9 protein-coding genes are annotated in these 13,614 nt (G+C 66.7%); 4 read left to right on the top strand and 5 right to left on the bottom strand.

Translation table 11 applies throughout. From position 1 onward, the window contains the following. The first annotated feature begins 204 nt into the window (after nucleotides 1-204). A complete protein-coding gene (locus F0U60_RS44770; RefSeq protein WP_395809531.1) occupies nucleotides 205-4,620 on the top strand; it encodes a hypothetical protein in 4,416 nt (1,471 codons plus the stop codon). Nucleotides 4,621-4,632: 12 nt separating this feature from the next. On the opposite strand, the gene F0U60_RS44775 is transcribed toward F0U60_RS44770, so the two are convergent. Continuing rightward, nucleotides 4,633-5,343, bottom strand: a complete 711-nt coding sequence (locus tag F0U60_RS44775) for an immunity 52 family protein (RefSeq protein ID WP_395809533.1) — start codon at nucleotides 5,341-5,343, stop codon at nucleotides 4,633-4,635. A gap of 89 nt (nucleotides 5,344-5,432) precedes the next feature. Then, on the bottom strand, nucleotides 5,433-7,595 hold the full coding sequence (ppk1, locus tag F0U60_RS44780; RefSeq protein WP_395809535.1) for a polyphosphate kinase 1: 2,163 nt from the start codon (nucleotides 7,593-7,595) through the stop codon (nucleotides 5,433-5,435). Between the two features lie 131 nt (nucleotides 7,596-7,726). On the opposite strand from ppk1, the gene F0U60_RS44785 reads away from it, so the two are divergent. Together F0U60_RS44785 and F0U60_RS44790 are read left to right on the top strand one after the other, a co-directional pair. Continuing rightward, on the top strand, nucleotides 7,727-9,229 hold the full coding sequence (locus F0U60_RS44785) for an HD domain-containing protein (RefSeq protein WP_395809537.1): 1,503 nt from the start codon (nucleotides 7,727-7,729) through the stop codon (nucleotides 9,227-9,229). A 131-nt stretch (nucleotides 9,230-9,360) separates the two neighbouring features. Continuing rightward, entirely contained in the window at nucleotides 9,361-10,581 is a 1,221-nt protein-coding gene (locus F0U60_RS44790) for a zinc-dependent alcohol dehydrogenase (protein WP_395809539.1), read from the top strand. 11 nt (nucleotides 10,582-10,592) lie between these two features. Here the strand turns inward: F0U60_RS44790 and F0U60_RS44795 are convergent, their stop codons facing one another. Beyond that, on the bottom strand, nucleotides 10,593-11,618 hold the full coding sequence (locus F0U60_RS44795) for an S-adenosylmethionine:tRNA ribosyltransferase-isomerase (RefSeq protein WP_395809541.1): 1,026 nt from the start codon (nucleotides 11,616-11,618) through the stop codon (nucleotides 10,593-10,595). After that, nucleotides 11,615-12,355: an SDR family NAD(P)-dependent oxidoreductase gene (locus F0U60_RS44800; protein ID WP_395809543.1), complete on the bottom strand. Its 741-nt coding sequence runs from the start codon at nucleotides 12,353-12,355 to the stop codon at nucleotides 11,615-11,617. The genes F0U60_RS44795 and F0U60_RS44800 overlap by 4 nt, the downstream gene beginning before the upstream one ends. Nucleotides 12,356-12,438: 83 nt before the next feature. On the opposite strand from F0U60_RS44800, the gene F0U60_RS44805 reads away from it, so the two are divergent. Continuing rightward, nucleotides 12,439-13,005, top strand: coding sequence for a helix-turn-helix domain-containing protein (locus F0U60_RS44805; RefSeq protein WP_395809545.1), 567 nt, complete (start codon nucleotides 12,439-12,441; stop codon nucleotides 13,003-13,005). On the opposite strand, the gene F0U60_RS44810 is transcribed toward F0U60_RS44805, so the two are convergent. Further along, complete coding sequence (locus F0U60_RS44810; RefSeq protein WP_395809547.1) at nucleotides 12,984-13,595, bottom strand: 2OG-Fe(II) oxygenase; 612 nt, start codon at nucleotides 13,593-13,595, stop codon at nucleotides 12,984-12,986. The two genes, F0U60_RS44805 and F0U60_RS44810, sit on opposite strands and share 22 nt — an antisense overlap. Nucleotides 13,596-13,614 lie beyond the last annotated feature (19 nt).

Raw genomic sequence — 13,614 nt, forward strand, 5'->3', positions numbered from 1 at the left:
GGCAGATGGTTTTCTCGTTTGATTGGAGAGTAGAGGCGTACCGGCGCTTTTCGCGCCCGAGAGAGCAAGCCGTTTTTTCCAAGTTTGAGAAACGGAGCCCTCGACGAGAGGGTGGGTGCCGATAGGTTCCGGTAGCCGTCACGCCTTCATCACGCCTCGCCTGACATGTACCTCCCCGCCTTTGTTACAGGGGAGACAATCCATATGCGATTCAAGAAGGCAGCCGCCCTGCTGCTCCTGGGGCTCTACGGCTGTCAACCTGCGTTGGGGCCCGCGGAGGTGGAGCAACCGACAGGGCCCTTCATCACGAAGTCGGCGCGGATCAACAGCACCATCCTTCCGCCCTGGAGCTACAACGAGACCACGGGCCTCCCACCGAGCCCCAAGGCCGCCATGATGCGGTTGAGCGAGCTCAAGGCCCGGGTCGGTTCGAAGCACCCGGAGGTCATCGCCGCGCTGGAGAAGGCCCACAAGAAGACGGAGCTGCATGATCCGGTGGTGCGCTACCTGGAGGCCAACTCGCGGGAGTACCCCATCTTCCTGTCGGGCAATCAGGTCCTGTTGCCCCAGGCGGACGGCGTGTTCGCGCAGCAGAATCCCGTCATCACGCATACCTCGCTGAATGCCGCGGCGGAGTGTGCATCTTCTGCGAACTTCCAATGCGACCCCCTCTACGAAACGGACTCCCTGGGCGCTCCCTTGACGGAGCAGCCGGTGGACGTGGTCCTGCTCCTGGGGTGGAACGTCGAGCTCGCGGGTGACGTGACCACCCAGGGACGCTCGCTGTTCATTGTCTCGGAGTCCTTCAAGAGCAACGGCCACAAGATCGATACACAAGCGACCTTCTACCGGGAGCGGCCGGAGTCCCCTGTGGACACCAAGGCGAGGAGCGGTCGCCATGGAGAAAACGGCGGTTCCGTCATCGTCTTCGCCAACGTGCTCGACAAGCTGCGGGCCCTGACCGACGGCGCCCCGGGAGAGGATGGAGCGAAAGGCAGAGATGTCGATGCCAATCCCGCAACGCCCAACGTCCTTATCACCTACGAGCCCGCGGCGAAGGCCACATGTACGGGCGAAATCTTTACAGACTCCCAGGACGGTGGTGATGGTGGCAACGGCGGCCACGCGGGTGACGTTCTCGTGCGCTACACCACGCTCATCGGCAGCGGACCCTCTCGTGCACCGGTCTCCACCACGCCCATCACCGAGTGGCAGTGCTTCAGCAATCCTGCCCTCGGTTGCGCCAACCCGCTCTGCGCGAACAATCCCTCCATCGCCATCTGCGACGTCCTCACCGAGGCCGATAATGCCCAGTGCCGTGACGGAATCGACAACGACGTGGACGGCAAGGTCGACTGTGAGGACCCCAACTGCGCGGCCAATCCCTACGTCTCGGTCTGCGCCCACAAGGTGACCTCCACGCCTCAGTTCCGGGAGTTCTCGGTCGAGGCTTGCACCGACGATGTGGACAACGATGGTGACGGCTACAAGGACTGCGCCGACTTCAACTGCCGCTCCCACGGCTTCTGCAAGGGCGAGGGAAACCCCGAATCCTGCAAGGATGACCTGGATAACGACCGCAACTCCGCCGCGGACTGCAACGACGACCAGTGCAAGGCACTCTCCATCTGCGGTGGCTCGAGCAACGCGCTCTACGTCCGGACCAGCGGCGTGGAGGAGGCCAGCACCGCGGCCTGCAGCAATGGCCTCGACGACGACCTCGACGGCAAGGTGGATTGCGCGGATTACGAGTGCCGCAACAACTCGACCATCAAGGTATGTACCACCGAGAACTCGCTAGAAGCCTGCACCGACGGCATTGACAACGACCGTGACGGGTTCGCCGACTGCAAAGACTACGACTGCTCCAGGAACCCCTACGTCAAGATCTGCGCGCAGGATTACTATCCATTCCTGAAGGAAAGCACGGTCGCGACCTGCTCCGACCGGCTGGACAACGACAGCGACGGCTTCGTCGACTGCAGGGACTACCAGTGCAGAAACAACCAGCTCGCGTCCTCGGTGTGCGGCGACTTCGAGAACACCCTGGCCGAGTGCACGGACGGCATCGATAACAATGGCAACGGCGTGAGGGATTGCAATGAGGAGACCTGCCTCCACAACCCCTTCTTTGGTGAATTCGTCTGTGAGGGTCGGAGCCAGACCCCGCACGAGCAGCTGACGACGCTGCCTCCGGTATGGAATGGGGTGAATCCCGCCGCCGCGATTTCCGCGACCAGCAAGCCCGGCGTGGCCGGCGTATACGGGTTCAAGGGGAAGAGCTATTCGTACGCGGACTATGTGCCCAAGTGTCCCCCCACGAGCGACCCGGCCTGCATGAACAGCAAGGTCTTCGTCTCCTGTTCCGCTGGCCACCTGTCCAAAGACGGAGTATCGGGGCAACAGGGCACCGCCGGGGATATCAACGTCCGATGGATCGAGCGTCGTCAGACGGACACGTTGCGCTCGCTGCTCTCTCCCAACCAATGGATCACGGACCTCTCCGCCGCCAACCACCACTTCAAGGAAGGACAGCAGCAACTCGCACACTTCCATTACCTGCACACCCTCATGCGGCTGCAGAGCGTGGTGGTGCGCAATGACATCAATTGCGAGCCGCTTCCTGATCAGCCCGAACCGGATCCTCTCGCCGGACTGGATCCTCTCACCCTGAACCTCTGCCCCACCCTGGGACTGGTCCAGACGCGACTCTCCTACCTGCGGGCGGGCCTGGACTTCTGGGGCCAGCCGCGTGAAGCAAAAATCAATACCAACGAGAACTACAGCGACCTGCACCAGCAATTCAAGGATGAGTACAATGTGATGGCCGATGCGCTGACTCGCTACCTGGTGCTCTCCAACTCCATCGATTTGATGGAGGATCTCGAGCTCCACTCCAAGGAACTCCTAAAAGAGTCGGAGAGCCGCGGGACCGACGTGAGGGTGGCGAAGGGGAAGGAGGATTCCGCCAAGTTGGTCATGGATGCCAAGAAGGAGGCACTTGAGCTCCGCCAGCAGGCCATCAATGCGATCAAGGAAGATCTGGTGCTCACCCAGCCCAAGGAGGATCCACCGAACCTGGGTGAGTTCATCATTGGATTGGGTCTGGGTGTGGCCAAGTCCTTCGCCGGTCAGTTCCTGAGCGAGCTCGGTGGCAGGGTGGTCAACGTCATCGGCAGGGACCTGAAGGGGTTGTTTCAGAAGGAGGAAGGCAAAACCGTCACGGAGCCTCCCGAGACTCCTGCCGGAGAAAACCCGCCGACGCCTCAGGAGACGAAGGACGATTTCTGGGACATGGTGACGGGGTCGGCCCAAGCCGCCATCTCGAGCGCGCCGGTCAAGAAGGCCTTGTCGGATCAGGGCCAGCGTGCCTGGGACCTTATCTCGCACGGGCGCAATACCTCCCCGGGAACGACTCCGCTCGTCGTACCGCGCAGCGCCGTGGCGGAAGATGTCCGGCGCCTGCTCGCACAGGAGACCCAGCAGCGGTTGACGCTCGAGTACCTGGATCTGGTGGCCGAATATGAGAAGGCGAAGCTGGACTATGAAACAGCGAAGCTCGAGACCCGAGCCATGCGCGTCCGGTCCATGGCCGCGAACGAGATGGCCCGGCGAGCAAGGGATGCCATCGCCAATAAACAACTGAGCATGCTCGACCGCATCCAGTTCTCGCGGCAGGCCTTTACGTCCGCCACCACTCGAGTGGACAACCTGGCGAGGCGCTATTGGAAGCTCGTGAGACAGGCGGAGTACGAGTTCCTCCCCTTCAGTCCAACGACCGGCGGCTCCGGGCTACCGCCCGAGCTCCGCCAACCCAACAATTTCACCCTGGTGAATTACGAGGAGCTATTTGACCGGGTCTCGGCGCTGGACAGAGCCATTCCACGAGGGTCAGGCACGGTACGGCCCTACTACCGCCGCGTGGTTGGCAACCCCTTCGTACCCGCTGCCGCTGACGACATCGCGCAACTCAAGGCCATGGGGTTCCCCATTGGGGGCAACGAGCCGACGGTGCACGTCTACCGCTTCAAGTTGGACCACATGGATGTACGCAACGATCCCCTTCTGGGAATATTGCGCAACCATCGCATCAACAATGTGCACGTCAACCTGGTAGGCCCGACCACACCGCCCAACGGGTTGGTCTACATCGCACGGACCCCCCTCGACGCATTCACCGTGGGCCATGATGCCTGCTCCGAGGGCGGAAACTGGGTCGCGGACTTCGAACTGCTGGACATCGAGCGCTACGAAATAAGAGATCCGGAAAATCCAAACGCCCCAGGAGAACCCGTCAAGAATCCGCTTCACTTCGAGAACATCCTCCCCTGCATCTCGCCAACCCCCACGTGTGACTTCTCGGACCCGAGCTGCAGCACCGGCTTCCAGTCCAAGGTGCCCACGAGGGCGTGCAGCATCGCCGGGCCGGGCCATGACCCCAGTAACATCCTGCTCTACAAACGAAGCCTGGTGGGCGACTGGTTCCTGATCATCCCGGACAACGTCTACGGCACCGCGACCACGCCAGGGATTGGACAGTCCATCCAAGGAGTGGAGCTCACGTTCGAGGTGTTCACCCAGGATCGCGTCATCGACCCGAGCGGCTGCCAGGCGAACTGAACAGGGCCGGGTTCAACCTTGCGGCGGCGGCAGCAGGCCCGCCGCCGCGAGCCGCACGCGGACGCGCTCGGCCAGGTCCACATGGGCCCGGTTCTCCACGGAGAAGCGTTCCGGAGTCAGGATGACGAGCGTGCCCCTGTTCTCCATCGGCTCGACGCGCACGGGCCTGGGCAGGGGTGGCACGCGTCCTCGCTGGTGCGAGAAGTACATGAGCCACCCCATGCACGGGGCCGATGCCTCCAGGGCCTTCTTCGAGTCCCGGTCTTCCTCCGAAATCACCGCGCAGCCGTCCGGGTCCCACGCCAGCACCAGGGCGCGCACCACCTCCGTCAGCACGGGGACGGTGAGCACGCGGCCGGCGGCCGGCTGCTCACGGGGCAGGTGGAGAAGACACCCGTTGGCGTAGAAGGGCAGACCGGAGCCACAGGTGAAGCTCAGCATGCCGCCGCGTCCCCGCTGCTCCTGCCCCGTCCAGGCCTCGAAGATGAACCCGTCCTTGCCGAGCCGGTACTTCTTCCTGTCGAAGAAGCCCAGGAACGTCTCGGCGGTGGGCTTGAACGGAAGCCGGAGCGCGTGCTTGCGCGAGTACACGTACTCGTACCACTGGGCATAGGCCGGGTCGCATCGGCCCAGCTGCCCGAACAGGACCTCCGCCCGCCGGGCGCACGCCTCGGCGGACTCGTCGCGACATCCCCAGTAGGCGCCCGCCTGGAAAAGTTCCATCGGCCATGACATACGCCATGGGTAACCCGGACACCAATGCCTCATCGCTCCGGATGAGAAAAAGGGCCCGTGTTCCCATAGGGGCCCGCTTAATTGGCGGTCTGCGGCGCCGGACGCACGAGCGGCTCATCACGCCGCTCGGGGGCCGTCGCGTGGCGCAGGGCCTCGAGCGGCTTGGGGTCCTGTTGGTTGTTGCGCCGGGCCAGCTCCATCAGCACCGTCTGGCTGCGCACCTGCGTCCCATCCTTGCCCACCGGGACATAGGTGCCGTCCACCTGCAGCCGCCGCGCCTTCACGTTGTCCTTCAGCGCCACGCCCAGCACCTCGTCCAGCAACCGCTGGCGGATGGCCGGGTCTTCCACGGGGAACATGACCTCGATGCGGCGCAGGAAGTTGCGCGGCATCCAGTCCGCGCTGCTCATCCACACCTCCGGGGAGTTGCCAGCCCCGAAGGCAAATACCCGGCTGTGCTCCAGGAAGCGGTCCACCACGCTCGTCACGCGGATGCGCTCGCTCACCCCCGGCACACCCGGCCGCAGGCAGCAGATGCCTCGCACCAGCAGATCAATCTCCACGCCCGCCTGGCTCGCCGCGTACAGGGCACGGATGACGGTGGAGTCCACCAGTGAGTTCATCTTCGCCACGATGCGCGCGGGCTCGCCGCGCCGGGCCTTCTCCGCCTCGCGCTGGATGAGCGAGAGCACCTTCTCCTGCAGCCCCATGGGCGCCACGGCCAGCCGCTTCCACTGTGGGGCCACCGCGTAGCCGGTGAGCATGTTGAAGAGGGCACTGACGTCGTCGGCGATCTCCGTGCGCGAGGTGAAGAGGGACAGGTCCGTGTAATGGCGCGCGGTGTTGGGGTTGTAGTTCCCCGTGCCCAGGTGCACGAAGCGGCGGATGCCATTGCCCTCGCGGCGCACCACCAGCGCCACCTTCGAGTGTGTCTTCAGGCCGATGAGGCCGTAGACAACGTGCACCCCGCTCTCCTCCATCTTCCGCGCCCAGGCGATGTTGTTGGCCTCATCCAGGCGGGCCTTGATCTCCACGAGCACCGCCACCTGCTTGCCATTCTCCACCGCGCGCGACAGGGCCCGAGCGATGGGGCTGTCACCGCTGGTGCGGTACAGCGTCTGCTTGATGGCCAGGACGTTCGGATCCTCAGCGGCCTCCTCCAGGAAGCGCACCACTGGGTCAAAGGACTCGTAGGGGTGGTGCAGGAGGATGTCGCGCTCGGCGACGACGCTCAGGAGGGACTCGGTGTCGCGCAGCACCGCGGGCACGGTGGGCACGAAGGGCTCCACGCGCAGCTCCGGCCGCAGGTCCAGCTCCGTGAGGGTCATCAGGTCCGAGGGCTGCAACGGGGCCTGCTGCCGGTACACGTCCATGGGTCCCAGCTTCAAGGCCGCGGTGAGCAGGGACTCGATTTGAGGGCTGGCCACGGCGTCCAGCTCCAGGCGCACCGCCGCGCCCCGGTCCCGCCGACGCAGCTCCTCCTGGATGGTCGAGAGCAGGTCCTCGCTCTCCTCCTCATCCACGTTGATGTCCCAGTTGCGCGTCACGCGGAAGGCGGCGGCATGCTCCACCACGTAGCCGGGGAAGAGGTCGCCCGCGCACAGGGCGATGAGCTCGCCCAGCAGCAGGAACGCGGAGCCCTTGTCGGTGGGTACTGGCACCAGGCGGCGGAGCACGCTGGGCACCTGCACCACGGCCAGCGAGGTGCCGCGCACGTTGCGCCGACGCTTGGGACCCTCGCGCCGCAGCAACACCGCCACGTTGAGGGACTTGTTGCGCAGGTGCGGGAAGGGGTGCCCCGGGTCCACCGCGAGCGGGGTGAGGGCCAGGAAGACGGAGGTGGTGAAGTAGGTCCGCGCGGCCGCCTTCTGCTCGGCCGTCAATTTGTCGCGGGTGAGGATGGAGATGCCCGCGGCCGTCAGCCTGGGATGGAGCTCCTCGACCCAGAGGAGCGAGGCCGCATCCACCAGCTTGTGGACGCGCTCGCTGATGGCACTCAGCTGCTCGGCGGGTAGCATGCCGTCCGCCGCTGTCTCGGCCACTCCACTGGCCAGCTGCTGCTTCAGGCCCGCCACGCGGACCATGAAGAACTCATCCAGGTTGGAGGAGGCGATGGCGAAGAACTTCAAACGCTCGTAGAGAGGGAGCTCACGGTCGCGGGCGTCATCGAGGACGCGCTCATTGAAGGCGAGCCACGACTGCTCTCGGTTGATGAAGAGCTGCGGATCATTGAATTCCACGGGCGGAGACTCTTGCAGGTGCACTTCCACGTCACGTCACGGAGCTGTCACGAAACTCTAATAGAGATTGACCACCCCCGCCCTGTGACCCACTCCTTCGAGCAGCAACCATTCCGGACATCTTAGAGACCATGCCCACATCGACCCTACAGCCCGTGCTCGCCGCCATTGACGTGGGCACCAACGCAGTGCGTCTGGAGCTGGCCCGGCCCGACGCCGAGGGCTCGCTGGAGACGCTCCACCAGGAGAGGGATCCCATCCGCCCGGGCGAGGGCGTCTTCGCCAGCGGGGAGATGCCCAAGGAGACGGCGGATCGGCTCCTGTCCACGCTGCGGCGCTACGCGGCGCTGTGCCGGCGGCACAAGGCCCGGGTGCGAGCGGTGGCTACCAGCGCGATGCGGGACGCGAGGAACCGTGAGGAGATCGTCCGGCGGGTGCGAGATGAGGCGGGGCTGAACCTGGAGGTGGTGAGCGGCAAGGAGGAGGCGCGCCTCATCTGCCTGGGGGTGCTGCACCGCAAGCCGGCGCACACGCGCTCGCTGCTGGTGGACATCGGCGGGGGCTCTACCGAGGTGGCGCTCGCCACGGGGGAGCGGCCGGATGAGCTGTGGAGCCTGCCGCTGGGCTCGGTGCGGCTCACGGAGATGTTCGATGCCGCCGGGAAGGTGACGCCCAAGCAGTTGCGGCTGATGCGCAGCTATGTGGAAGAGCAGATGCGCAAGGCCATCCCCGAGCGGCTGCCCAACCTGCCCCGGGTGGCGCTGGGCTCCTCCGGCACCATCAACGCGGTGGTGGGCTTCGCGGCCAGCGAGGGCACCGGACACGCGTCGATGCGCCAGCTCACCCAGACGGTGGAGACGCTGGCGGAGATGACACCCGAGCGGCGGCGCAAGCGCTTCGATCCGCGGCGCGCGGACATCATCGTGGCGGGCGCCACCATCCTCGAGCGGGTGGCCAAACACCTGGGCGTGGAGAGCGTCACCGGCGTCAACCGAGGCCTGCGCGACGGGCTGCTGGTGGACCTGCTGTACCGGCAAGACACGACGCGCGAGGACCACTCGCTGGCGGATGCGGCGGTGTCCATGGGGCGACGCCTCTTCTTCGAGGAGAAGCACGCGCGACAGGTGGCGGCGCTGGCCCTCACCCTCTTCGACGAGCTGGCCTCGCTGCACAACCTGCCGCTCTCGTGCCGGCCGTACCTGGAGGTCGCCGCGCTGCTGCACGACGTGGGCAACGCCGTCAGCTACGAGCGCCACCACAAGCACACGTACTACCTCATCCACAACGGCGACATCCCCGGCCTGACGGACCGTGAGCGCGAGCTGGTGGCGCGGGTGGCGCGCTACCACCAACGCAGCCCGCCGGAGCTGAACCACTCGGGGATGCAGGGGCTGAGCGCCGCCGAGGCCCGCCTGGTGCGCAAGCTGGCCACGTTGCTGCGGGTGGCGAACGCGCTGGATAGCAGCCACCACCAGCCGGTGAAGGAGCTGCGGGCCGTCAACGGCCGCGACGCGGTGTCTCTGCACTTCAAGGCGCGCCAGCCGGTGGACCTGGAGCTGTGGACGGTGGAGCGCGAGACGGCTCTCTTCCGCCGCGTCTTCAACAAGCGGCTCACCCTGCACGTCGGCCGCTAGCCCCGCCGCCTGCCCTCCCGGAAGGGAAGCGCTCGCGTCTGGCACCGGACGGAGCGCATGCCCACCCCTAGCGGGGAGATTGCGACACCAGTGCGCCCGGCGCCTGGTGCCCCACGGGGGAAGGAGCGGCAATGAAGGCGGTCGTCTTTCATGGGATTGGGGACATCCGGCTCGAGGACGTACCGGAGCCCGTCATCCAGCAGGACACGGATGCCATCGTCAAGCTGACGGCGAGCGCCATCTGCGGCACGGATCTGCACTTCGTGCGCGGCACCTTTCCGGGGATGAGGCCGGGCACCATCCTCGGGCACGAGGGCGTGGGCGTGGTGGAGTCGCTGGGCAAGGACGTGCGCAACCTGCGCGTGGGAGACCGCGTGGTGATTCCGTCCACCATTGCCTGCGGCACGTGCTCGTACTGCCGCTCGGGTTACTACGCGCAATGCGACGTGGCCAACCCGAATGGCAAGCGCGCGGGGACGGCGTTCTTCGGCGGACCGGAGATGAGCGGGCCCTTCCATGGGCTGCAGGCGGAGAAGGCGCGAATTCCCTTCGCCCACGTGGGGTTGGTGAAGATTCCGGACGAGGTGACGGATGAGGAGGCCATCCTGCTGTCGGACATCTTCCCCACGGGCTACTACGGGGCAGACATCGCGGAGATCAGCCCGGGTGACACGGTGGCGGTGTTCGGCTGCGGGCCGGTGGGCCAGTTCGCCATCTTGAGCGCCAAGCTGATGGACGCAGGGCGCATCTTCGCCATCGACTGCCACCTGGACCGGTTGGAAGCGGCGCGGGCGCAGGGCGCGGAGATCATCAACTTCGACGAGGAGGATCCGGTGGAAGCCATCCTCCGACTGACGGGTGGCATCGGCGTGGACCGGGCCATTGACGCGGTGGGCGTGGACTCGATGCACGCGCACCACGGGCCCGCGGCGAAGACAGCGCGCAAGGAGAAGGCCGAGTTCAAGCGCGAGCAGAAGGAAGTGGCGCCGCACACCAACCCGCATGGAGACAACTGGGTGCCGGGTGATGCGCCGGCCCAGGCCGTGACGTGGGCGGTGGACGCGATGGCCAAGGCCGGCACACTGGCCATCATCGGCGTGTACCCGCAGCAGATGCGCACGTTCCCCATTGGCCAGGCGATGAACAAGAACCTGACGCTGAACATGGGCAACTGCAATCACCGCAAGTACATCCCCCACCTGCTGGAGCTGGTGCGCACGGGCGCGGTGGAGCCGACGGAGCTCCTCTCTCACGTGCAGCCGCTGACGAGCGCGCTCGAAGCCTACCGTGCCTTCGATGCGCGCAAGCCAGGCTGGATGAAGGTGGAGCTCGAGCCAGCGATGCTGACGTGAGCCTCCCCCACTCATGGCTCCAGGATGAGGCACGAGTCACCGAACTCGTGCCCCAAGTAGCCCCGAGACTCCGCGAGCACGCTGGCGGCGCGTAGCAGCTCCGGCGGCGCGAAGGCGTGGAGCAGGGTGAAGTGGCTGGTGCCGGGCTCGTGCATCCCAGAGAGCAGCCCGTCCACCACGCGCGGGATGAAGCCCGGGCCGAGGAGCAGGTCTGTCACGCCCTCTCCGGGCTCCAGCCGGCCTCCCGCCTGCGCCGCACGCCCCTCCAGCGCTCGCACCACGGTGGTGCCCACCGCCACCACGCGTCCACCCGAGGCCTTCGTGGCGTGGATGGCCTCTACGGTGGAAGCGGGCACGTCGAAGCGCTCGGGGCGAGGGAGTGCGGCATCCAACGCGACCTCTCCGGTGGAGGACAGCCCGGCCGCGTGCGTGAGCGAGGCCAACCCCACACCCCGGCGCTTCAGCTCCAGCAGCAGGGCCCAGGTGAGAGGCAATCCCGCCGAGGGGGCCTCCACCGCCCAGGGGCGTGAGGCATAGGCCGTCTGGATGTGCCAGAGCGCGAGCGGGCGCTCCACGTGGGCGTACTGCACGGGCCGGCCGGCGCGGTAGAGCGCGGCCCACAGCGCGGCGCCCTGGGCCTCGAACGCCACGCGCAGGAGCCGAGGAGAGGGAGGGAGCACGGCCACCACGCGCGCGCCCAGTTCGCCCAGGATGAGCCGCTCGCCCGGGGAGACGGTGGGAGGCGGTGGCCGCTCCTCGGTGCGGGTGCGCCAGTCCCCCGCGCCGAAGAGGACGGCGGTCCAGGTGCCCTCTTCCTCGCGGGACACGAGCCGCAACTCGATGGGGGCGCCCGCCTCCGTGCGACCCTGCAGAGCCGCGGGGAGTGTCGCGGCGTCATTGAGGACGAGCAGGTCGCCCGAACGTAGCAGCCGAGGCAGGTCGGTCATGCAGACATCGTCGAGACGCCCCGAGCGGGGCGCCACATGGAGCAGGCGTCCGGAGTCCGGATGCTCCCGAGGCCAACGGGCGGCGTTCATGCGGCCTCCGGATGCACCAGCTCCACACGAGCGGCCTCCAGGCGGGAGCCAGACGGGTGGGCCTGGGCGGACTCGACGAGGGTGAGGATGCGCGCAGCCACGTCCCTCGGACGCGCGAGGCTCGCGGGGTCGGCCTCGGGAATGGCATCGCGGTGCATGCGGGTGTCCATCTCGCCGGGGTCTACGTTGAGGAAGCGGACGCCTGTGCCCTCCAGCTCGGCGGCCCAGATGCGGCCGAGGTGCTCCAAGGCAGCCTTGGACACGCCATAGGCGCCCCAGCGCGCATAGGCGGCAACGGCGGCATCCGAGGTGATGTGCACCACCAGGCCCCCACCGCGCAGCACCATGGAGCCAGCAATGGCCTTCGTGAGGCGGAAGGGTCCCACGAGGTTCACCTCCAACACGTGCCCGAGGTCCTCACAGGCGGTGTCCAGCAACAGCGGCAGCGGCGTGGGGCCCAGCGTGCTCGCGTTGTGGACGAGGACGTCGATGGGGCCCACCAGGGCCGCCGCGGCCCCCACCAAGGGATGGATGGACTGCTTGTCGCCCACGTCCGCGACGAGCGCATGGGCTTCATAGCCCCAAGTCCGCAGCCGGGAGGCCACGGCCTCCATCTCCTCCGCGTTCCGAGAGACGCCCACCACTCGCGCCCCCTTCCTGGCAAAGGCTTCCATCAACGCCTCACCGAGTCCCCGGCTCGCTCCCGTGATCAGCACTGCCTTTCCTTCGAGGTTCATGGTGTTTCCTCCTTGCATCAGGAGTACTCCCGGAACGCTCATTCGTTGGCCTCGGTGCCAATGCATTGGCAGAATGCCATCTCATGAGCGACGAGGAGCTGGCCGGCTGGCTGGCGCGCAACATCAAAGCGCTGCGTGAGGCTCGAGGAGCGACCCAGGCACAACTCGCCAAGCTGGCAGGAGTGCCTCGAGCAACGTGGGCGAACCTGGAGTCGGGAGCGAGCAACCCAACGCTGGGCGTGCTGCACCGGGTGGCGTCGGCGCTGCAGGTGTCGTTGGAGGAGTTGGTGGCGAGGCCACGGGCCAATGCCCAGCACTATCCAAGAGAGAGCCTGGTCGTACGGACGCGGGGACCGGGCTTCGTGCGCAAGCTGTTGCCGGACCCGCTCCCGGGGATGGAGTTCGATCGGATGGAGCTCCCGCCAGGAGCCCGGCTGACGGGCGTGCCGCATACGCCGGGCACGCGCGAGTACCTGGTGTGCGAGGCGGGGAGAATGGCGTTGGTGGCCAGCGGCGAGCGCTTCGTCCTGGAGACAGGAGATGTGGTGGTGTTCCGGGGGGACCAGAAACACTCGTATGAGAACGTGGGGACGAAGGTCGCGGTGGGCTACTCGGTGGTGCTGCTGGCTCAGCCCGCGTTCCGACCGTAGAACCAGGCGGTGAGTGCGAGCCGGGGGCCGTGAGCAGGCAGCACCTCGTGCTCGATGCGCTCGCTGAGGAACACCAGGAGCCGGTCGAGCGTGGGCTCCACGTCCACCGTGCCTCCTTCCAGGTAGAGGCGCAGCAGGCCGCCATGGGCGGGCACCCAGTCCGGATTGAGGTAGTAGATGGCGGTGACGCGCCGGTTGGACTGGCCGGGGAAGGCATCGAAGTGGCGCGCGTACCGCTCCCCGCTGCCTGGGTACCAGGCGAGCTGCAGATCGAAGCGCCCGAGCCCCAGGTAGGCCTCGGTCGACAGCGTCTCACCGAGCGCGGCATAGGCGTCCCGCAGGCGGCTGAGCGCCGAGCCCTGCTCCTCGGGCTTCACCCAGGTGATGAAGTCGCCGCGGATGTCCCGGTTCAGTGAGTGGTCCGCGCCACGGCGGATGCCCGCGGGGCGCAGCAGGCCCGCCTCGACGCGCGCCTTCGCCTCCGCGTGAAGGGCCCGTGCATTCGCCTCCCCCAGGAAGGACGCGCGGGTGAACCACCCTTGCTCACCGAGTGACTGGATTTCTTCATCTCGAAGGGACAGCAGACTCATGGCGCGGCGAACCCTACCC

The organism is Archangium minus (genome assembly GCF_044360475.1).
Classification (GTDB): Bacteria; Myxococcota; Myxococcia; order Myxococcales; family Myxococcaceae; genus Archangium; species Archangium minus.

Excerpts from the sequence above, each read along its gene's own strand:
- F0U60_RS44790 (WP_395809539.1), top strand. The coding sequence starts at position 9,361 with ATGAAGGCGGTCGTCTTTCATGGGATTGGGGACATCCGGCTCGAGGAC.
- F0U60_RS44775 (WP_395809533.1), bottom strand. The coding sequence starts at position 5,343 with ATGGAACTTTTCCAGGCGGGCGCCTACTGGGGATGTCGCGACGAGTCC.
- F0U60_RS44795 (WP_395809541.1), bottom strand. The coding sequence starts at position 11,618 with ATGAACGCCGCCCGTTGGCCTCGGGAGCATCCGGACTCCGGACGCCTG.
- F0U60_RS44805 (WP_395809545.1), top strand. The coding sequence starts at position 12,439 with ATGAGCGACGAGGAGCTGGCCGGCTGGCTGGCGCGCAACATCAAAGCG.
- F0U60_RS44785 (WP_395809537.1), top strand. The coding sequence starts at position 7,727 with ATGCCCACATCGACCCTACAGCCCGTGCTCGCCGCCATTGACGTGGGC.
- F0U60_RS44800 (WP_395809543.1), bottom strand. The coding sequence starts at position 12,355 with ATGAACCTCGAAGGAAAGGCAGTGCTGATCACGGGAGCGAGCCGGGGA.
- F0U60_RS44810 (WP_395809547.1), bottom strand. The coding sequence starts at position 13,595 with ATGAGTCTGCTGTCCCTTCGAGATGAAGAAATCCAGTCACTCGGTGAG.
- F0U60_RS44770 (WP_395809531.1), top strand. The coding sequence starts at position 205 with ATGCGATTCAAGAAGGCAGCCGCCCTGCTGCTCCTGGGGCTCTACGGC.